The following is a 19,615-nucleotide window of genomic DNA, read 5'->3' as shown; positions in this document are numbered from 1 at the left end:
CACAGTGCAGGACATGATTGCGCAGGAGGGCACGGACGGCGAATCGGCCGAGACCGGCCCCGATCTCGACCGTGGCCCGGGCCGCGGCCGGGAGCCTGTGCGCACCTGCATCGTCACCCGTAAGGCGCAGCCGCCCTCGGCGATGATCCGCTTCGTGCTGGGGCCCGACGCCACCGTCGTGCCGGATCTGCGCGCACGCCTGCCGGGTCGCGGCGCGTGGGTGACTGCGACGCGAGCGACGATCGAAGGCGCGGTCAAGCGACGTGCCTTCAACCGTGCCTTCAAGACCAATGAGGCGAAAGTCTCGCCCGATCTCCCCGATCAGGTTACCGAGGGGCTCCGCACCGACATGCGTCAGGCGCTGGCGCTGGCCAACAAGGCCGGTTGCGTCGTCACCGGCTTCGGCAAGGTCGAGGCAGCGATCGGTGGAGCCGTCGGCGTCGCGGCGGTGATTCATGCCAGCGATGCCGCTCCGGATGGTCGGCGCAAGCTCGCGGCTGCCTTGCGACGGCGCTACGGCGATGCCATATCGGTTATTCCCGTTGTCGATGACCTGTCCAACACCGAATTGGACATGGCATTGGGCCGGGATCATGTGATACACGCTGCCCTTATCGCGGGAGCCGGCACTACCGGCTATCTCGCGCGTTGGCGTCGGTTCCGCACCTTCGAGGGTATGGCGTCGGCGTCTGAAGAGGACGCCCCGCTTGCCGCTGGCGCGACCGCCTTCGATTCGCACGACGACGAATTGACATGACACTCGGCCGGGCATGCCCGCCGCCGGCCGATGGGACGATGGAAACCCTCAGGGTTCAGACTGAATGAGCGATACGAACAATCCGGGTGACAAGACGCAGACTAGAGCCCCCTCAAAGCCGTTGACGGTCAAGCGTCCGGTCGAGCAGGGCACGGTCCGTCAGAGCTTCTCCCACGGGCGGTCGAAGTCCGTCGTGGTCGAGACGGTGAAGCGGCGTACGATCGGTGCCGCGCCCGGAGCGGTCGCGCCCCGTGAGCCCACCGCACCGCCGCCGCGTCCGGCATCCGTGGCGCCCGCGCCGGCTCCTGCCGCGCGTCCGGCTGGCCGAAGTGCCTCCGGCGTCGTGCTGCGCACCTTGAGCGAGCAGGAGCGGGATGCCCGTGCTGCCGCCCTGGCCGATGCGCAGCGCCGCGAGGCCGAGGCCCGTGCGCGCGCCGAGGCCGAAATTCAGGCTCGCCGCGACCGCGAGGAAGCCGAGCGCCGCGAGCGTGAGGCGGCCGAGGCCCGCCGCCGCGAAGAGGATGAGCGGCGTCGCCAGGACGATGAGCTCCGGCGCAAGGCGGCGGAGGACTCCCGTCGCCGCGCCGAGGAAGAGGCTGCGCGCGTCGCTGCCCAACCCGCCGCCGAGGCCCCACCCGCCGCTGCCGCCCCCGCGGCGCCGGAGCCGGTTGCCGCCGCTGCGCCGACCCCGGCCGCGACCGCAGCCCCGGTCTCTCGTCCGGCTCCCGCCCCCGCGCGTCCGGCTGCCGCTCCGTCGGCGGCGCGACCGAGCGCTGCGGCGCAGCGTCCGGCTGCCACTGGCGCCCGTCCCGGTGTCCGTCCGAGTCCTTCGGCGGCCCGTCCGACCCCGCAGCCGCCGGCCGAGCCGCGGCGGACCATCACGGCGGACATCAAGAAGCCGCGCGACCTGAACTTCATGGCGCGCCCAGCCCCGGCACCGGAGCCCGAGAAGGCGCCGAGCCCGACCACTGCCGCTCGCCCCGCGGGTCAAGGTGCCGCTGCGCGTCCCGCCGGCCGTCCCGGCGCTGCTGCGGCCGAGGAGGAGTCGGATACCAAGCGGGTGATTCGTCGCCCCGGTATGCCGCTCAAGATCATCACGCCGCCCAAGACGCCGAAATCGCCGGGCGGCGACCGTAACCGTGGCCGCCTCACCATCGCCAACGCAACAGCGGGCGAGGAAGAGCGTACCCGTTCCGTGGCCTCCTTCCGCCGCCGTCAGCAACGGATGAGCGGGCACCGGCACGAGGAGCCCAAGGAGAAAATCGTCCGCGACGTGACAATTCCTGAGACGATCACCATCCAAGAACTCGCCAACCGCATGTCCGAGCGGGCGGTGGACGTCATCCGTCTGCTGATGAAGCAGGGCCAGATCCACAAGATCACCGACGTGATCGACTCGGATACGGCTCAGCTCATCGCCGAAGAGATGGGCCACACGGTCCGCCGCGTCGCCGAGTCGGACGTCGAGGAAGGTCTGACCTCCGACGAGCCGGATCTGGAGGAGGATCTCGATCCGCGTCCGCCGGTCGTCACGATCATGGGTCACGTCGATCACGGCAAGACGTCGCTGCTCGACGCGATCCGTGCGGCCAACGTCGTCGAGGGTGAGGCCGGCGGCATCACCCAGCATATCGGTGCCTATCAGGTGGCAGCGCCCTCGGGCGATCTCGTGACCTTCATCGACACCCCCGGCCACGCGGCCTTCACCTCCATGCGTGCCCGTGGCGCCAAGGTGACGGACATCGTCGTGATCGTGGTGGCGGCCGATGATGGCGTGATGCCCCAGACCGTTGAGGCGATTCAGCACGCCAAGGCGGCGGGCGTCCCGATGATCATCGCCATCAACAAGATCGATAAGCCCGATGCGAACCCGCAGCGGGTGCGCACCGAGCTCCTGCAGCACGACATCCAAGTGGAGTCGATGGGCGGTGAGACCCTCGAGTTCGAGGTGTCCGCCAAGACCGGCGACGGTCTGCCGGAGCTTCTCGAGGGCCTTCAGCTTCAGTCCGAAATCCTGAACCTGCGCGCCAACGAAAAGCGCGACGGCGAAGGCACCGTGATCGAGGCTCAGCTCGACCGTGGTCGCGGCCCCGTGGCCACCGTGCTTGTGCAGCGTGGCACGCTGTTCACCGGTGACATCGTCGTCGCCGGCGCCGAGTGGGGCCGCATCCGCGCCCTCATCGACGATACCGGTAAGCACGTGCCTTATGCCGGCCCGTCGGTCCCGGTCGAGGTGCTCGGCTTCAACGGTACGCCCGACGCCGGCGACCGCGTGGTCGTGGTGCCGAACGAGGCCCGCGCCCGCGAGGTCACCGAGTACCGCGCCCGCATCAAGCGCGAGCGCCTGAACGCCCGCACCGGCGGTGCCAACCGCTCGCTCGTCGACATGATGCGCGAGGCCAAGGAAGGCGCCAACCGCAAGGAGCTGCCGATCATCATCAAGGGTGACGTGCAGGGTTCGGTCGAGGCCATCAACGGCGCGCTCACGGCGCTCGGCAACGACGAGGTCGGCGTTCGCATCCTGCTCTCGGGTGTCGGCGGCATCACCGAGTCGGACATCACGCTTTCCAACGCCTCGAAGGCGGTGGTGATCGGCTTCAACGTGCGCGCCCACAAGGAAGCACGCAACGCAGCCGAGCGCGACGGCACCGAGATCCGCTACTACAGCATCATTTACGACCTCGTGGACGACATCAAAGCCACGCTGTCGGGCATGCTGCCGCCGACGCTCCGCGAGGAGAAGCTCGGCGAGGCGCAGATCCTGCAGATCTTCGACGTGTCGAAGGTTGGCAAGATCGCCGGTTGCCGGGTCATGGAGGGTGTGGTCCAGCGCGGCGCCCATGTCCGCCTGCTGCGCAACGACGTGGTGATCCACGAGGGCAAGCTGTCCCAGCTCAAGCGCCTCAAGGACGACGCCAAAGAAGTCACGGCCGGCTACGAGTGCGGTATGTCCTTCCAGAACTACCAGGACATGCGCGTGGGCGATTTCATCGAGTGCTTCAACGTCGAGGAAATCAAGCGCACGCTCTGAGCGGCCCTCCCCTACCGCTCTTCCTTACGGGGCCGCGGCGAAAGCTGCGGCCCCCTTTGTTTCCAGGCACCCGCCTGATGGTTCAGCGACGTCGATCAGCCGATGGCCCAAAAACAGACTCCCTCCGGCCCCACGCAGCGCCAGCAGCGCGTGGCCGAACTCATTCGCCACGCTCTGGCCGAAGTGCTGCAGCGTCGTGATATTCAGGATCCGGTGCTCGACTCGCATGTCGTCACCGTTCCCGAGGTTCGGATGTCGCCGGACCTCAAGCTGGCCACCGCCTACGTCATGCCGCTCGGCGGGCAGGACGAGGCCCCGGTGATCGCCGCGCTCGAGCGGCATAAGAAGATCCTCCGCCAGGAAGTGGCCCGGCGGGTGAACCTGAAATTCGCGCCCGACTTGCGTTTCCGGCGCGACGAGACCTTCGACGAGGCGGCCCGGATCGACCAAATCCTGCGAAGCGAGAAGGTTCAGCGGGATCTGGAAAGTGCGCCTCGCGAAGACGACGAGGGCGAACCGGATTCGCCCTCGCGCGATTGATCACCATCCGGGGGCTGACGTTGCTCCGCCCCTTCGCCGAACGGGCCGCGTGACGGCCCTCTGATGGGCTGAGCCGCTCAAGAGCCTCGTCCTGGAGATTGGGTCCAGGGCGATGCTCCCCGCTTTTGTTTTTGCATCGTTTTGTCCGACAGCCGGTGGCCACCTGTCGGGACGATGCTCTGGAAAACCCGTCGATCGAGGACAGGATGCAGGACGACATTTCTTCCGAACGCGCCGGTGAAGCGCCGCAGGAGCCGCGGGGCGATCTTCGTCGGGACGGGCCGCCGCGGGGCGGACGCCGCCCTCAGCGCGGCCGTCCGCGCCATGACCGGCCGAAGAAGAACGACGTGAGCGGCTGGGTGGTGCTCGACAAGGGTGTCGGCATCACCTCGACCCAGGCCGTTGCGGTGGTGAAGCGCCTGTTCAACGCCAAGAAGGCGGGCCATGCCGGCACGCTCGATCCGCTGGCATCGGGCATCCTGCCGATCGCGCTCGGCGAAGCGACGAAGACGGTGCCGTTCGTGATGGACGGCCGTAAGGCCTACCGTTTCGAGGTGACCTGGGGTGTCGAGACCGACACCGACGACGCCGAGGGGCGCCCGGTCGAAACCTCCGACGTCCGTCCGACCCGCGAGGCGCTGGAAGCGGCTCTACCGGCCTTCGTCGGCGAGATCGAGCAGGTGCCGCCGCGCTACTCCGCCATCAAGATTCAGGGCGAGCGCGCCTACGATCTCGCCCGCGACGGCGAGGTGGTGGAACTGGTGGCCCGCTCGGTGCGCATCGATCACCTCTCAGTGATCGAGCACCACGGCGACCGCACCGTGATCGCCGCGGAATGCGGCAAGGGCACCTATGTTCGCGCTCTGGCACGCGATCTCGGGCGGGTGCTCGGCTGCTACGGTCACGTCTCCGCTCTGCGGCGCACCCGCGTCGGCCCCTTCGAGGAGGCGGCCGCCTGCAGCGTCGCCGCCCTCGAAGAGAGCACGGAGATGCATCTCCACGCGGTCGAGACGGCCTTGGACGAGGTTCCTTCGGTCGCGGTCAGCCGCGATATGGGACTCCGCCTGATGCGTGGTCAGCCGGTGATCCTGCGTGGGCAGGATGCGCCGATCGGCGGCAAGGCCTACGCGACCTGCGGCGGCGTGCTCGTCGCCGTCGGTGACGTCGAGCGCGGTGAACTGGTGCCGCACCGAGTGTTTCACCTTGGTGGAACGGCAGCACCGCGAAACTGAAGGATCGTTCTTTCGGCGTCATCGCTCCGATGCATCGCGATGATCGAAAATGATCACGGCCAATTCATCGAACATATTCGAGAATAGCCGGCTTCATTTAACCTGGGGGCAAGCGCCCGCTCCCTAGAAGCCCGTCGACTCTACGGATCGGCGGGCTTTTTCCATGCGCGTATCTCTGGGCTTCAAGCTGGCCATGGTGGTCGGGCTTCTTGGCCTCGTCGGGGCGGGGATTTCGGCCTTCGCCCTGAGGCAGGCCTCACAAGAGCAGGCCCGCGCCGCGCTTACCGAATCCTTCTGGAATGCCGGGCTCCAGGCCCGAGGTCTGGCCCAAGCCATCGAGCACGCCGTGGTTCAGGCCACCGCCGTCTACACCGCAACCGACACCGACGAGGCCAAGGCGCGGCTCTCCGCGCTTCAGACGGCGCTCGGTGACGTGGAGGCGGCACGCGGGCCGTTCCTGTCCGCGATGGAAGGGCATCTGCCGCCGGAGAAGCGGCGCCGTCTCGACCTCGCGGTGAAGGAGTTCGTCGCCTATCAGACGGAAACCGCCGAACTCGGTCTCGCGGTCTCGCCGCGCGCCGCCCTGATCCAGGCGAGCGACGAGGCGACGGTGAAGAACCGCGAGCGCATGGTGGCGGAGATCTCTGCGCTGGGCCGCGACGTGCTCGCGCGCCTGGATGAGCAGCGGGACGCGGCGGCGCAAGCGCAGCGGAAGGCCTTCATCACGCTCATTGCCGCTCCGGCGGCGGCCCTCATCCTGGCCTTGCTCGCGGCATTCTGGATCATCCGAACGCAGATTCAGCGACCGCTGCACCGGCTGAAAGCCACCATGCAGGCGCTCGCCGACGATCGGCTCGACGAGACGGTGCCGTTCACGGCGCGGCGCGACGAGGTCGGCGAGATGGCCGGCACCATCGCCCGGTTTCAGGCGGCGCTGATCGAGAAGCGCCGACTCGACGAGGCGGCTCGCGAGCGGCTGTCGCAGGACGGCGCCCGTGGCGTGCGTCTCGCTGCGGCGACGCAGGACTTCGAGGACGAGACACGACGGGCGGTGGCCGACCTCGCCGGCTCGGCGCAGGCGATGCGCGCCGCCGCCGACCGACTCCGCGAGACCGCGGGCGACACCACCCTTCGCGCGGCGGAGGTCGCGGGCGCCTCGGATCAGTCGGCGGGCGTGGTAGACAGCATTGCGGGTGCCGCCGAGGAACTCTCGGGCTCGGCCCGGAGCATCGGCGAGCGCGTCCGCCACGCGAGCCGTATCGCCGAAACGGCGCTCACCGATGCCCGCGGGCTGGAGACGACGGTGGCGACCCTGTCGCGGGCGGCGGACGAGGTCGGTGCGGTGGTCACGCTCATTCGCACGGTGGCTGAACAAACCAACCTCCTTGCCCTGAACGCCACGATCGAAGCCGCCCGCGCGGGTGAGGCCGGTCGCGGCTTCGCGGTGGTGGCCGGCGAGGTGAAGGCCCTGGCCGGCCAGACCGCGACGGCGACCGACCGTATCGCGGCCCAGATCGCGGCGATCCAGCAGGCCGCGGGCGGCACGGGCGGCGCCATCGAGGAGATCGGGCAAACGATCGCGCAGCTCAGCCTCATCGCCGCCGAAGTCGCGGCGGCGGCCGAGCAGCAGGGGCAGGCCAGCCACGAGATCGCCTGTGCCATCGCCGGGGCCGCAGCCGATGCCCGCACGGTGTCGCAGAGTATTGGGGAGGTCCGCGCCGCGGCCGCGTCCAACGAGGAGCGTTCCGACGAAGTCCGCTCCGGTGCCGAGCGGGTCGGTGACGGCAGCGCCGCGCTGCAAGTTGCGATCGGGACGTTCCTGGCGCGGGTGCACGCCTCTTGATCGCTCCCGGATCCGCCCGCCCTTGCGGGGCGCGGCGCAAGCAATCCGGGGCTCCGCAAGATCCGGGGAAGGCGCGCCCTGGATCCCTTCGGCTTCGCCTCGCGATGACGGAGCCGGGCCAAACCCGATGCGATCGTCCGGAAGCCGTATCACTCAGGCCAGCGGCCCCTGGGCCGGCAGCCCTGTCTCGATGATCCGGGCCCAGAGCGAGGCGCCGTAGGGGATAGCGGCGTCATTGAAGTCGTATTCCGGGTGATGGAGGCCGGCGGAGGGGCCGTTGCCCATGAAGATGTAGGCGCCGGGCCGGTGGGCCAGCATGTAGGAGAAATCCTCGGCCGCCATCATCGGAGCGACATCGCGCACCACCTGATCCTCGCCCACGACCTGCGCGGCGACATCGGCCATGAAGTCGGTCTCGGCCGGGTGATTCTCGGTCGCCGGGTAGCCGCTGGCGAAATCGATGCTCGCCCGCGCGCCGAAGGCGACGGCGACATTCTCCGCAATCGCCGCGAGCCGCACGCGCATCAGGTCGCGCACGGCCGGCGTCAGAGCCCGCATGGTGCCGCGCAGCTCCGCCGTCTGCGGCAGCACGTTGAACGCCTCGCCCGCGTCGACCGCGCAGACGGAGACGACGCCCGAATCGAGCGGATCGATGTTGCGGGCAACGATGGATTGCAGGGCGACGACGATATGGCTCCCGACCAGCACCGTGTCGACCGCCGCCTGCGGAAGGGCCGCGTGCCCGCCCCTGCCCTCGATCAGAATCGTAAAGCGGTCGGTGGAGGCCATGATCGGGCCGGGCCGGATCGCGAAGGTGCCGAGCGGCTGATCGGGCACGTTGTGCAGGCCGTAGACCGACTCGACGCCGAAGCGCTCCATCATCCCGTCCTGCACCATCGCCTCGCCGCCGCCGCCGCCCTCCTCGGCCGGCTGGAAAATCAGCACCGCGCGGCCGTCGAAGTCACGGGTCTCGGCCAAGTACTTCGCAGCACCCAGCAGCATGGCGGTGTGCCCGTCATGGCCGCAGGCGTGCATCTTGCCCGGCGCGATCGAGCGGTAGGGAAGGTCGCGGATCTCCTGGATCGGCAGCGCGTCCATGTCGGCGCGCAGGCCGATCGCGCGGTTCGAGCCGTGTGCCCGCCCGCGGATCACCCCGACCACGCCGGTGCGGCCGATGCCGGTGATGACCTCGTCGCAGCCGAAGGCGCGCAGCTTGTCCGCCACGAAACCGGCGGTGCGGTGGACGTCGTATTGAAGCTCCGGATGGGCGTGGAGATCGTGCCGCCAGGCGGTGATCTCCTCCGAGAGATCGACGATGCGGTCGATGACGGGCATGGATCCAACCTTTCCGGAAGATCCCAGCAAGCAGAAGGCCAACACCGGGTCAACGGCCAAGCCTCACCGGTCGTCGGCTCCTCCCGCCAGATCGTCGAGGATGGGGCAGTCCGGCCGGTCATCGCCGCAGCAGCGCTCGGCCAGATGTTCGAGGGTGCGGGCCATCGCCTCCAACGTGCCGATGCGGCGGCGCAGGTCGGCGACATGGTCGAGCGCCACCGCCTTGACCGCCCCGCTGGCGCGGGAGCGGTCGTGCCAGAGCGCCAGGAGATCGGCGATCTCCCGCATCGAGAAACCAAGGTCGCGGGCGCGGCGCACGAAGCGCAGCGCGTGCAGGTCGGACTCGCTGTAGACGCGATAGTCGGCGGCGGTCCGCCCCGCGGGGCCGAGCAGGCCCGTCTCCTCGTAGTAGCGGATCATCTTGGCCGAGACACCGCTGGCGCGGGCCGCCTCGCCGATGGTGACGGTGGGCGCGCTCATACGCTGCCCCCCGCCCGCCTGAGGCGTAGCGCGTTGCCGACGACGAACACGCTGGAGAGCGCCATCGCCCCGGCCGCGAGCACCGGCGAGAGCTGCGGACCGCCGAACGCCGCGAGCCCACCGGCGGCGACGGGGATCAGCGCCGCGTTATAGGCGAACGCCCAGAACAGGTTCTGGCGAATATTGGCCAGCGTCGCCCGCGACAGGACCACCGCCTCGACCAGCCCGGTAAGCGCGCCGGACATCAGCACGACGTCGGCGCTCTCCACCGCAATGTCGGTGCCCGTACCGATGGCGATGCCGATATCGGCCTCGGCGAGAGCTGGCGCATCGTTGATGCCGTCGCCGACGAAGGCGACCGATCCGTGGGCCTTGCGCAAGCGGCGCAGGGCCGCGACCTTGCCCTCGGGCAGCACCTCGGCCTCGACTCCGGTGATGCCGAGCGACCGGGCGACCGCCTCGGCGGTGGGGCGGGCATCCCCCGTCAGCATCGCTACGGTGAGGCCGCGGGCGCGCAGGGCATCGAGTGCCGCGCGCGCCTCCGGCTTGACCGGATCGGCCACCGCGACCAGGGCCGCGAGGCGTCCGTCCACGGCGACGAAGATCGGGCTCTTCCCCTCCTGAGCGAAACAGGCCGCCTCGCTTTCGGACGCAGCGGTTGCGACGCCGAGCCGTTCCATGTAGCAGCGGTTGCCGAGTGCCACCGCCTGTGCCTCGACCCGGGCCGAGACGCCATGACCCGGTACTGCCTCGAATGCTTCAGCCTCGGGCAGTGCCCCGGCCTCGCGCGCCGCCGCGGCGATGGCGCGGGCGACCGGATGTTCGGAGCGCGCCTCGACGGCGCCTGCGAGGGCCAGCACGCTCTCTTGGGAGAAGCCGGGGGTGGTGACGAGATCGGTCAGACGCGGACGGCCCTCGGTCAGCGTGCCGGTCTTGTCGAGGGCGATGACGCGGGCGTCCCGCAGCGCCTGGAGTGCGGCGCCCTGGCGGAACAGCACGCCCCGCTCCGCCGCCCGCCCGGTGCCGACCATGATCGAGACCGGCGTCGCCAGCCCCATGGCGCAGGGGCAGGCGATGATAAGCACGGAGATCGCCGCGACCAGGGCATGACCGAGCGACGGAGCAGGCCCGAACGCGAGCCAGGCCAGAAAGGTCAGCAGCGCAATGGCGATGACGGCGGGTACGAACCAGAGGGTGACCTGGTCCAGCCGCGCCTGGATTGGCAGCTTACCGCCTTGCGCCTCCTCGACCATCCGCACGATCCGCGCCAGTGCGGTGTCGGCGCCGATACGGTCCACGGTGAAGTCGAAGCTGCCGGTGGTGTTGAGGGTGCCGCCGACGATGCGGGCGCCCCTGCCCTTCTCGACCGGCACCGGCTCGCCGGTCATCATGCTCTCATCGACGAAGGAAGCGCCCGACGCGACGACGCCGTCCGCCGGTACGCGCTCGCCGGGGCGCACGCGCACCCGGTCGCCGATCCTGAGATCGGCAGCCGGCACCTCGCGCTCGCCCGCCCCCTCTACCCGCCGCGCCGTCGTGGGCGACAGGTCGATCAGCCGCGCGATCGCCGCGCCGGCCCGGCCCTTGGCACGGGCCTCCAGGGTGCGCCCGAGCAGGATCAGCGTGACGATGAGGACGCTCGCCTCGAAGTAGAGATGCGCCGAACCGGCCGGCAGCCACCACGGGGCGACGGTCGAGACCAGCGAGAAGAGATAGGCCGCACCGGCGCCGAGCGCGACGAGAGCGTTCATGTCGGGATGGCCGCGCAGCAGGTTCGGCACACCGATGCGGAAGAAGCGCCGTCCGGGCCCGGCCAGGACCAAGGTCCCGAGCACCGCCTGCATCCAGGCGAAGCCGCCTGCGCCGAGCACACCCGTCACCGCATGGTGAAAGCCCGGCATCAGATGACTCCCCATGTCGAGAACGACGACGGGGGCCGACAGCATGGCGGCAACGATCAGGTCGCGGCGGAGTGCGGCCGCCTCCCGCTCCTGCCGATCCGCGTGCGAAGCATCCGCAGTCGCACCGAGCGCGTGCGCCTCGTAGCCAGCCTGCCGCACTGCCGCTTCGACATCGCCGATGGAGACGGTGCCGGCGGCGTGGCGCAACTCCGCCCGGCCCGTGGCGAGATTCACGCTCGCCGAGGCAGCGCCGGGAAGCACCATGAGGGCGCGCTCCACGCGACCGACACAGGAGGCGCAGCTCATCCCCTCGACGGTGACGGCGGAGACGGATTCCGGCACGTCGTAGCCGGCGTCGCGGATCGCCTCGACCGCCCGCGAGGGCGGCATGCCAGCGGGTAGGGCGAGGTCGGCGCGGCCGGTAGCGAGATTGACGGCGACGTCGGTCACGCCGGGCAGTGCGTGGAGCGACCGCTCGACGCGTCCGACGCAGGAGGCGCAACTCATGCCCTCGACCGGCAAGGTCAGGCGGGACGGCCTCTGCGCACCGGCCGGCGCGGTCTGCATGGTCTGGGGTTCGAGAATCGTTTCCATGCCAGCTCAGATAGGCCTTCCCATCATGGGAAGGTCAAGGGCCGGGGCGTCCCAGGCTCTCAGGGCACTGAAAGCGCCTATGCTTCCCCATATCTTTCGGCACGTCTTGCGCGTCGGCCGATGCCCTCGTGGCCGGCACGGCATCGAAGGGCTCCTCCCCGCAAACGGGGCCGAGCGCGCACCGTTCCCCTGCCGTCAATCCCGTACGGGCAGTTCGTCCGGCATCGCCCCCTCGGCGTCGGGCCGATGCTCCGGCAGGCTCACCCGCACCGTGGTGCCATGCCCTGGTTCGCTCTCGATGATGAGCTTGCCCCGGTGGCGATTGAGCGTGTGCTTGACGATGGCAAGCCCGAGACCGGTTCCGCCCTGCTGCCGGCTCGACGCCGTATCGACGCGGTAGAAGCGCTCGGTCAGCCGCGGGATATGCTCGGCGGCGATGCCCGGCCCCTGGTCGCGCACCCGCAGCTCGATCCGGGCCCCGCGCCCGTCCAATCCCTCGACGCGGTGGAGCGATACGACGACCATGCCGCCGCTGCCGCCATACTTCACCGCGTTCTCGACGAGATTCTCGATGACGCGCAGCAACTCGTTGCGATCCCCGAGCACCGGAAGCGGAAGGTCGGGCCGCTCGACGCTCAACGCGACGCCGCGCTTGAGGGCGAGCGGCGCCTGCATGTCGACCATCTGGCGGGCGATGCGGCCGAAATCGACCATCTGGGTCGGCACGACGTGCTCGTGCAGCTCGATGCGCGAGAGCGAGAGCAGGTCGTCGATCAGCCCGGTCATGCGCTGGGCCTGGGTCTGCATGATGCCGAGGAACTGCTCGCGGGCGCGGGCATCGTCTCGGGCGGGCCCCTGTAGAGTTTCGATGAAGCCGAGAAGGGCCGCGAGCGGCGTGCGCAACTCGTGGCTGGCATTGGCGACGAAATCGACCCGCATCGCTTCCAGGCGGCGCGCCTCGGTGAGGTCGCGCAGGAACAGCACGACGTTGGCCTCGCTGCCGCCGGGCATATCGGACATCGGCAGGGCGCCGATCTGCACCTCGAAGGCGCGCTCGGTCGGCACACGGGTCGCGTACTCGGTCCGCACGGCCGAGCCGGTGCGCAGCACCTCCTCGATGCCATCGAGCACATCGGGCGCACGCAGGGAGAAGGAGAGCGGGTGGCGCAGCTTCAGCCCCGGCAGGAGCCGCCGGGCGGCCGGGTTGGCCTCCATCACCACCACCCGGCGATCGACCAGGATCACGGGGTCGGGGATGTTCGCCAGCAGCGCTTCGGCGATGGTGTGGCGGCGCGGCGGACCCGCCTCGGACTGCTGGAGAACCGGCCCCTGCCCGCGGCGCCCGAGAATCCCGCCGACGAGAAGGGCAAGGCTGGCGGAGATGATCAGGGCGGCATCGACCGTACCGCCGACCGCTTCCGCGAACACTATCACGGCCACGGCCAGGGTGACGCCGAGCCACAGGGGGCGGGCCGGATTGCTCGACATGCCGGGCTAGGGAACCGGCCGGATCACGGGTCGTTAGCGGCCGCCCGGCGCCGCAGACGCTGTGTTCCTTCGTAGATGCCGAGCATCAGCAGGGCGAGGGCGAAAGGAACGAGATAGTAGCAGACCCGGAACAGCAGCAGCGAGCCGAGCACCGACTCGCGCGGCAGGTAGGACAGAGCGAGCAGGATCGTTGCCTCGAACACGCCGATCCCGCCCGGCGCGTTCGAGGCGATGCCGAGCATGGCCGCGAGCACGTAGATCGCCAGGAAGGTCGTGAAGGGCAGGTTCATGCCCTCGGGCATCAGCATGTAGAGCACGGCCGCCGCCGCGCAGACATCGCCGATGCCGACCACCATCTGACTGAACGACACCGTGGCGCCCGGCAATTCGAGCTGCCAGTGGCGCACCTTGATGTAGCGCCGCTTCACCGAGACCCAGGCGAGATAGCCGAGCACGAGCCCGAGCGTGCCGAAGCCGAGGATCTGATTGAGGCGCGCGGTGGTGTTGACGCCGATGCTCTTGAAGGTGAGGCTCGCGAGCTGGCCCGCCTCGATGATGAGGCTGAAGCCGAGCACCACGCCCATGCCGAGCCAGAAGGTGAAGCCGGCGATCACCGTCAGTGCGGCAATCTTGGCCGCCGACAACCCGCGCTTCGAGTAGATCCAGTAGCGGATCGTCGCCGCGGTGATGAGCGGGAAGCCGAGGGTGAAGCTCACGGCGTAACTCGTGAAGGAGGCGAGCGCCGTGATGCGGTAGGGTAGCTTGATCCGGAGCTGGCGCAGGGCAAGCGCGTCGTAGCAGGTCAGGAACAGGTAGCTCACCGCCACGAACAGGAAGGCTTCGCTAAGCTGCGTCGCGGCCACCGCCGTGAAGGCCGCCTGCAGCGCGGCCCAACTAATCTCTTCCGAGAGCTTCCACAGAACGCCGAGCGAGGCGACGATGAGGACGAGGCTGGCGATCGTGCCGATCCAGGCATAGCGCCCGCGCTTCGATGCCGTCTTCGATCCGGCATCAGCCTCGCGGTCCGCGTCGGCCGGCTCGGCCTCCGTGACCATCCTGTGCTTCCCGGCAGGTTTCATGTGAGAACGGTGTCCGCCTCCGCTGGTCGACCGCAGGGTGTATTCGGCGCGGGTCGTCCCGGGCAGTGTCGATCCCGAACCGCCCCCGCGGCATTTAGGGGCTTCGACCGCCAAAGGCCAGCGAGGGGCCACCGGCACGGGGATGCCCTGCACCGGGAATGCGGCCGAAATCACGCCATCCCGACCGTCACGGCGCCGCAGCGAGACGCGCGGCTGCCTCTGCTAAACCCGCCAGGATGCGCTCGCGCACGGCGGGCGCGGTGCAGACATAGGTCGGGCTCGGATGAGGAATTGCCACCACGGGCAGCTCCGGCCGCAGGGCGAAGAGCGGCGCCGACGCCTCCCGCGCGAAGCGCCCAGCCGGGACGACCACCGCGAGCCGCGGTAGGAGCGCGAGCAGCAGTGCAAAGTAAGGCGTGGCGGCGCTCGCTTCCGACCGGCGAGGCGCGCGGTTGAGCGCGCCGGGCGCGTGGATCACCCAGGGCACGGCGTTCCAGATCAGCGTGTCGCGCCGCGCGATCCCGGCTTCAGCGAGGAAGCGGAACAGGTTGGCGGCGGTGCCGGTCGGATTGTCGCGGGAGACGAAGCCGGTCTGGCCGATCGAGGGGCCCGGTGTTTCGAGCAGCAGGAGCAGACGCGCCTCCACGCCGCCATCGAGTGGATCGGGATCGGGTACGGCCGCACCCCGCTCGGCGGCGATGGTTCGAGCGAAGGCGCGCAGCGGCCGGACATGCGGCGCGTCGGCCATCGCCCGGCGCGCGTCGAGACAGGCGGGATCGCGCAGGCTCTTCGGCGCGTCAGGCGAAGCCGGCATCGCGCAGATCCGGCGGCACCCGGCCCTGCAAGCGGAAGCGTTCGATGCCGTTCTCGGCAGAGAGACGCGTGCGCAGGCCCTCCGGTCCGCCGAACTGGAAGCCGATCTGCGACGCGTAGGCGGCACAGGCTTCCGCCTTGCGGTCCTCCGCTTCCGAATCGAGGCGCACCACTTGCTCAGGCAGGTGCTCGAAGATCGCCCGCAGCGGCTCCTTCGGCTCGGCACTGCGCACCGTGTAGGGGAAGTCCCGCCACCACAGCACCGGCAGGGGCGGCTGCGCGCCGCGAAAGGCGCGCACGACCTGCACGTGATCGACATGACCGCCGACGGCCTGCGGCGCGAGGATTAGGTCGGGCCCGGTATCGGCCACCAGCCGCTCGAACGCGTCGGCGAGGTTGGGGCCGATCCGGTCATCGGGGGCAAGTTCGGAGAACAATTCCGGCGCCGACCCATAGCCGCGGTGCGGCGCCTCCCGGAACGGCAGGTGGACCGGCTCGTCGATGCCCAGCGCACGGGCCGCCGCGCGATCCTCCTCGCGGCGCAGGGCCATGTAATCGATCTCCGGCGCCAGCCCCTTGTCGAGCTGGCACGCGAGGGCGAAACCGCGCGGATCCCTCACAGAGGCCGTGAAGATCGTCGCCATGACGACCTGCCAGCCCTGCGCGGCGAGCCGCGCCAGCGTGCCGCCGGCCGAGAAGGCCGCATCGTCGAGATGCGGCGAGATGGCGAGTGCGGTGCGCGTCACAGCAGGTGCGGCTCTTTGCGGAAGCGGCAATCGGCGTCGATCGGCAGCGTGTCCGGGACATCCGTGTGAGGGCGCTCACCGGCGACCTGTGCATAGACATCCATGATCTGGCGGCCGACGGCGGTCCAGGAATAGACCCGGCGGCACTCCTCCAAGCCGGCCTCGGCGAGACGCTGGCGCAGATCGTCGTCCTCCACCACCCGCCGAAGGGCGGCGGTGAGAGCCCGCACGTCGCCGGGATTCACCAGCAGGCCGTTCTCTTCGTCCCGCAGGCAATCCGAGACCCCGACGGAGTGGGTCGAGACCACCGCGAGCCCGGCGGCCATCGCCTCCAGAATCGTGTTCGAGAATCCCTCCGCATAGGTCGGCGAGACGAACACATCGGCCTCGCGGTACAGGTCCGGCACGGTGTCGTAGTCGGCGTAACCGGTGAAGCGGACCTGCGCCGAGGTGAAACCGATGGCCTCCGCCTTCTCGCGGGCGGACTCGACATCCGGTCCGATTCCCGAGATCGTCGCGTCGAACGGCACGCCGGCTTCCCAGAGACGCTCCAAAGCGTCGAGGAAATCGAGCACACCTTTCCGGCGGTCGACCCTGCCGTGGTACAGCAGCCGCACCGGCTCCTCGTCCTCGCGCTCGGCTCGAAAACGCTCGCCGGGGGTGAAGCGCGCGGTATCGACGGCGCCGGGGACGATGGTGAAACGGCTCGGATCGGAGCCGAGCCGGTCGCAGACTTCCCGGAGGAAGGATTGCCCGCCGATCAGCAGGGCGTTGGCATGGGCCAGCACCTCGACCATCGCGCGGCGATGCGTCTCGCAGCAGGAGCCGACCCAGTGGCCGTCGCCGCCCTGGATCGAGACGACCGTCGGCACGCCGAGCCGCTTGCCCGCGAGAAGCACCGCCCAGCCGGTCGGGTATCCGTACTGCGCGTGCAGCACGTCGAACGGCTCTCTGGCGTGCTCGGCGCAGATCGTCGCGACGATCTCAACAATGTCACGCTCGAAATCCCCGCCCTCCTGCTCGCCCTTCTGTTCGAGGCCGATGACGTGAACGCCGGGCACGGCGGGCGGCGGGCCGCCGCCATAGACCCGCGTACCGAATTCGTCGCCTCGATACTGCGAGATCATCGTGACGTCATGGCCGGCCCCTGCCACCTCGCGCAGGAGGTTCTGCGCATAGACGCTCATGCCGGAGATCGCCGGGAAGTAGCGGCGGCTGACGAAGCAGATTCTCATGACGTGGGCAGCCCGGGCATCGTGGCTTCGCGCCGTGTGGTGTCCGGCATCGGAAGACCGGGGCCGGGACGGCGGCAGGTGCGGAGATAGTCGAGGGACTGGCCGACCATGACGTCGGCGCGGTGCGACTCGCGCGAAAGCTCGACGCAGACGAGTTTCCGAAATCCGATCGCGTCGAGCGCATCCAGAACGGCGGGGACATCCATGTCACCCTCGCCGAAGGGCAGGTGGATGTGCTCGCCCCGCTTCATGTCCTCGATTGCCACGGTGCCGAGGCGTAGGGCGAATTCGTGCACGGCCGCGGCCGGATCACGCTCCCTCGTGACGAGGCAGTGGCCGGTATCGAGGGCGAGCGACAGGCCCGGCAGATCGATCGCAGCAAAATCGTCGAGTGTCTCGATCAGCATGCCGGGCTCGGGTTCGAGTGCGGCAACGACGCCCTTCTCCGCAGCGAAATCGGAGACCTCGCGCAGCCCCTCGATCAGCCATCCCCGCGCTTCGCCGTGATCCACGCCCGGCTTCGGCACGCCGGCCCAGAACGAGACGGCCTCGGAATCCAGGATCTTTCCGATCTCGATCGCGCGCTTGAGGAAGCCGACACGCCGCGCCCGGCCCGAAGCGTCGGCGGTGACGAGCGTGGGCTCGTGCTTGGCGGTAGGGTCGAGCAGGAAGCGGGCGCCGGTCTCGATCACCGAACCGAGTTCGAGCCGGTTCAGAAGGCTGGCGATGCGATCGGCCTCGATCACCCAATTCTCGGCGAAGGGGTCGAGATGGTGGATGTCGAGGGTGAGCGCCACGCCGTCATAGCCCGCATCCTTGATGAGGCGGATCGCGTCCTCGATGCGGTGGTTGGCGGTGCCGTTGGTGTTGTAGGCGAAGCGCAGGCTCATGCGGGCCTCCGATCGGCGCGCCGCCCCTGGCGCTCGTAGCGGAACGGCGCGTGGTGCGATTCCGGCTCTCGGTAGAGCGGATAGTGCGGGCCGACGATCTCATCGGCCAGCGCCACGTCGAAGAGCGGCTGGCCGCCGAGGCGCTCGATGGCTTCCGGCGTCAGGCGGACGGGCAGCAGCGTGTCGCTCGGCGTGCCGAAGCGGATCAGCGGATGATCGCGATCGATCAGTTTCTGCGCGTTGCGCTCGCCGATCCGGTAATAGCTCATGGTCTCGACTTCGAGCCCTGGCACGATCGCCTTGACCACGCCGATCCCGCCGCCGGGCGGCGTGCAATCGACGTACAGAACGTCGAAGCCCGCTTCCTCCAGCCGGTCACGGGCGATCTTTCCGCGGGCGTGCCCATCCGGAGCCGGAGTCATCGGCAGATCGGAAAATGCCTTGGTGCTGCGCTCGGAATAGACCGTGCCGCTCAGAACCTGACGCAGTTCGGCCGAGGACAAGTCGAGCCATGCGAGCATGGCCTGGAGCGCGCGGCTCTCCTCAAGGTCGAGGCTTGGCAATGCCTTCTGGATGAAGGACTCGACATAGCCGGGCGGCGCAACGGTGTCGGCGAGCGCCAGCGGCCCGTGGCCGAAGGTTTTCCGAACCCGCGCGGCTTGGAACTCTAGAAGGGCCTTGCGCAGTGCCCGCTCACGGTCCGGATCGCAGGCCTCGCCGCAGGCCGAGAGCGCGATCGGCGCGGGTGTGCGGGCCGGATCCATGTCGTAGCCGACGACGTAGAGGTTGGTGAGCCCGAATTGGTCGGTGGCGAATTTCGGCAGCGCCCGGATGCCGAGGCTTTCCAGCCGGTCGAGCATACCGCGGGTCTCTGGGCCGATCCCGTCGAGATCGAGCATCACGCCTTGGTCGAGGGCCCGGAACAGCAAACCGTTGCCGTCACGCTGGAGCAGTTCGAGCAGGCCGTGGCCGAGCGCGAAATCCACGTCCGGCCCGGCGCCGAGGCCGTTGGTGATGAGGTTGGTGAAGGGCTGATAGCCCTCGCGCAACTCAAAGTAGTCGGTCGCGGCGATGTCGAGGGGCATCCACACCGACTCGCCGGTTCGGGCGCGGACCGCCTTGGTCCAGTCGAGCGGCGTCTCGCGGCCTACCGACGAGCCGGCGGGCAGGCACAGCGTCAGCGGATCGGCGACGGAGGATGCGCCGTAGACGCGCACGAGGTCGGCGTAGGAGACGGCCGCTTGGTTGTCGCCCTTGCGCGGCAGCAGGGCGACGGACGGCATCAGATTCTCGGCGATCTCGGCCACGGCGCCGATCAGGGCCTCGTCGTCGGTCGCGCCGTAGCCGATGCCTGAGGGCATGGCGCCGACATAGAACGGATCATCGAGAAAGAGCGCCACAAACCAGACCGGGATGCCGGTGCGGTCGAGCCCCGCCAGATTGAAGCCGACGACCCGGCCCTCGGGCAGGATGTCGAGATAGGCCTTCACGACGTCGGGCAGCCGCGCGGGCAACCCCTCGATCCGGCGCGAAGAGCCGCGGCGATAGGGGCGCGGCGCCGCCAGATTCGGGTGGTGGGCGCGGTCGTCCCGGTCGAGGGCGTCGGTCGCTGTCATTTCCGTTCCATCAGCAGCGGCGGACCGTCCTGTCT

Annotated in this window: 15 protein-coding genes; 5 read left to right on the top strand and 10 right to left on the bottom strand. The window is 69.5% G+C overall.

Going from position 1 to position 19,615, the window contains the following annotated elements; translation table 11 throughout:
- Positions 1–13: 13 nt before the first annotated feature.
- The 5 genes from MKK50_RS11810 to MKK50_RS11790 all read left to right on the top strand — a co-directional run bounded on the left by MKK50_RS11810 (position 14) and on the right by MKK50_RS11790 (position 7,403).
- Entirely contained in the window at positions 14–757 is a 744-nt protein-coding gene (locus tag MKK50_RS11810) for an RNA-binding protein (protein WP_499022729.1), read from the top strand.
- A gap of 64 nt (positions 758–821) precedes the next feature.
- Entirely contained in the window at positions 822–3,788 is a 2,967-nt protein-coding gene (infB, locus tag MKK50_RS11805) for a translation initiation factor IF-2 (RefSeq protein ID WP_499022451.1), read from the top strand.
- Positions 3,789–3,890: 102 nt separating this feature from the next.
- Complete coding sequence (gene rbfA, locus MKK50_RS11800; RefSeq protein WP_253371909.1) at positions 3,891–4,328, top strand: 30S ribosome-binding factor RbfA; 438 nt, start codon at positions 3,891–3,893, stop codon at positions 4,326–4,328.
- A 206-nt stretch (positions 4,329–4,534) separates the two neighbouring features.
- Positions 4,535–5,560 (top strand): tRNA pseudouridine(55) synthase TruB, encoded by a 1,026-nt coding sequence (gene truB / locus MKK50_RS11795; RefSeq protein WP_499022449.1) that lies wholly within the window; start codon positions 4,535–4,537, stop codon positions 5,558–5,560.
- Positions 5,561–5,723: 163 nt separating this feature from the next.
- Positions 5,724–7,403: a methyl-accepting chemotaxis protein gene (locus MKK50_RS11790; protein ID WP_499022447.1), complete on the top strand. Its 1,680-nt coding sequence runs from the start codon at positions 5,724–5,726 to the stop codon at positions 7,401–7,403.
- A gap of 153 nt (positions 7,404–7,556) precedes the next feature.
- Here the strand turns inward: MKK50_RS11790 and MKK50_RS11785 are convergent, their stop codons facing one another.
- The 10 genes from MKK50_RS11785 to MKK50_RS11740 form a co-directional block, all read right to left on the bottom strand.
- The gene (locus MKK50_RS11785) at positions 7,557–8,738 is read right to left on the bottom strand and encodes a M20 aminoacylase family protein (RefSeq protein ID WP_499022445.1); all 1,182 of its coding nucleotides are present in this window, start codon (positions 8,736–8,738) and stop codon (positions 7,557–7,559) included.
- Between the two features lie 63 nt (positions 8,739–8,801).
- On the bottom strand, positions 8,802–9,218 hold the full coding sequence (cueR, locus tag MKK50_RS11780) for a Cu(I)-responsive transcriptional regulator (RefSeq protein ID WP_499022443.1): 417 nt from the start codon (positions 9,216–9,218) through the stop codon (positions 8,802–8,804).
- Positions 9,215–11,713 (bottom strand): heavy metal translocating P-type ATPase, encoded by a 2,499-nt coding sequence (locus MKK50_RS11775; RefSeq protein WP_499022441.1) that lies wholly within the window; start codon positions 11,711–11,713, stop codon positions 9,215–9,217. Before MKK50_RS11775 ends, cueR begins: the two co-directional genes overlap by 4 nt.
- A 195-nt stretch (positions 11,714–11,908) precedes the next feature.
- The gene (locus MKK50_RS11770) at positions 11,909–13,201 is read right to left on the bottom strand and encodes an ATP-binding protein (RefSeq protein ID WP_499022439.1); all 1,293 of its coding nucleotides are present in this window, start codon (positions 13,199–13,201) and stop codon (positions 11,909–11,911) included.
- A 23-nt stretch (positions 13,202–13,224) separates the two neighbouring features.
- A complete protein-coding gene (locus MKK50_RS11765) occupies positions 13,225–14,256 on the bottom strand; it encodes a lysylphosphatidylglycerol synthase domain-containing protein (protein ID WP_253371923.1) in 1,032 nt (343 codons plus the stop codon).
- Between the two features lie 211 nt (positions 14,257–14,467).
- On the bottom strand, positions 14,468–15,094 hold the full coding sequence (locus tag MKK50_RS11760) for a uracil-DNA glycosylase (RefSeq protein ID WP_499022437.1): 627 nt from the start codon (positions 15,092–15,094) through the stop codon (positions 14,468–14,470).
- Entirely contained in the window at positions 15,078–15,839 is a 762-nt protein-coding gene (locus MKK50_RS11755) for a PIG-L deacetylase family protein (RefSeq protein ID WP_499022435.1), read from the bottom strand. The genes MKK50_RS11760 and MKK50_RS11755 overlap by 17 nt, the downstream gene beginning before the upstream one ends.
- The gene (locus tag MKK50_RS11750) at positions 15,836–17,074 is read right to left on the bottom strand and encodes a glycosyltransferase family 4 protein (RefSeq protein WP_499022433.1); all 1,239 of its coding nucleotides are present in this window, start codon (positions 17,072–17,074) and stop codon (positions 15,836–15,838) included. The genes MKK50_RS11755 and MKK50_RS11750 overlap by 4 nt, the downstream gene beginning before the upstream one ends.
- Positions 17,071–17,964, bottom strand: a complete 894-nt coding sequence (locus MKK50_RS11745) for a sugar phosphate isomerase/epimerase family protein (RefSeq protein WP_499022431.1) — start codon at positions 17,962–17,964, stop codon at positions 17,071–17,073. The genes MKK50_RS11750 and MKK50_RS11745 overlap by 4 nt, the downstream gene beginning before the upstream one ends.
- The gene (locus tag MKK50_RS11740; protein ID WP_499022429.1) at positions 17,961–19,580 is read right to left on the bottom strand and encodes a YcaO-like family protein; all 1,620 of its coding nucleotides are present in this window, start codon (positions 19,578–19,580) and stop codon (positions 17,961–17,963) included. Before MKK50_RS11740 ends, MKK50_RS11745 begins: the two co-directional genes overlap by 4 nt.
- Positions 19,581–19,615: the final 35 nt, after the last annotated feature.

The organism is Methylobacterium sp. J-043 (assembly GCF_022829505.1).
Classification (GTDB): domain Bacteria; phylum Pseudomonadota; class Alphaproteobacteria; order Rhizobiales; family Beijerinckiaceae; genus Methylobacterium; species Methylobacterium extorquens_A.
The sequence above is the reverse complement of the archived record's forward strand: the minus strand, read 5'-3'. Positions and strand labels throughout refer to the sequence as shown.

What these genes read in the sequence shown, in the direction of transcription:
- infB (WP_499022451.1), top strand. Translation starts at nt 822, where the DNA reads ATGAGCGATACGAACAATCCGGGTGACAAGACGCAGACTAGAGCCCCC.
- MKK50_RS11750 (WP_499022433.1), bottom strand. Translation starts at nt 17,074, where the DNA reads ATGAGAATCTGCTTCGTCAGCCGCCGCTACTTCCCGGCGATCTCCGGC.
- MKK50_RS11770 (WP_499022439.1), bottom strand. Translation starts at nt 13,201, where the DNA reads ATGTCGAGCAATCCGGCCCGCCCCCTGTGGCTCGGCGTCACCCTGGCC.
- rbfA (WP_253371909.1), top strand. Translation starts at nt 3,891, where the DNA reads ATGGCCCAAAAACAGACTCCCTCCGGCCCCACGCAGCGCCAGCAGCGC.
- MKK50_RS11760 (WP_499022437.1), bottom strand. Translation starts at nt 15,094, where the DNA reads ATGCCGGCTTCGCCTGACGCGCCGAAGAGCCTGCGCGATCCCGCCTGT.
- MKK50_RS11810 (WP_499022729.1), top strand. Translation starts at nt 14, where the DNA reads ATGATTGCGCAGGAGGGCACGGACGGCGAATCGGCCGAGACCGGCCCC.
- MKK50_RS11790 (WP_499022447.1), top strand. Translation starts at nt 5,724, where the DNA reads ATGCGCGTATCTCTGGGCTTCAAGCTGGCCATGGTGGTCGGGCTTCTT.
- MKK50_RS11785 (WP_499022445.1), bottom strand. Translation starts at nt 8,738, where the DNA reads ATGCCCGTCATCGACCGCATCGTCGATCTCTCGGAGGAGATCACCGCC.
- cueR (WP_499022443.1), bottom strand. Translation starts at nt 9,218, where the DNA reads ATGAGCGCGCCCACCGTCACCATCGGCGAGGCGGCCCGCGCCAGCGGT.
- MKK50_RS11775 (WP_499022441.1), bottom strand. Translation starts at nt 11,713, where the DNA reads ATGGAAACGATTCTCGAACCCCAGACCATGCAGACCGCGCCGGCCGGT.
- truB (WP_499022449.1), top strand. Translation starts at nt 4,535, where the DNA reads ATGCAGGACGACATTTCTTCCGAACGCGCCGGTGAAGCGCCGCAGGAG.
- MKK50_RS11745 (WP_499022431.1), bottom strand. Translation starts at nt 17,964, where the DNA reads ATGAGCCTGCGCTTCGCCTACAACACCAACGGCACCGCCAACCACCGC.
- MKK50_RS11765 (WP_253371923.1), bottom strand. Translation starts at nt 14,256, where the DNA reads ATGGTCACGGAGGCCGAGCCGGCCGACGCGGACCGCGAGGCTGATGCC.
- MKK50_RS11740 (WP_499022429.1), bottom strand. Translation starts at nt 19,580, where the DNA reads ATGACAGCGACCGACGCCCTCGACCGGGACGACCGCGCCCACCACCCG.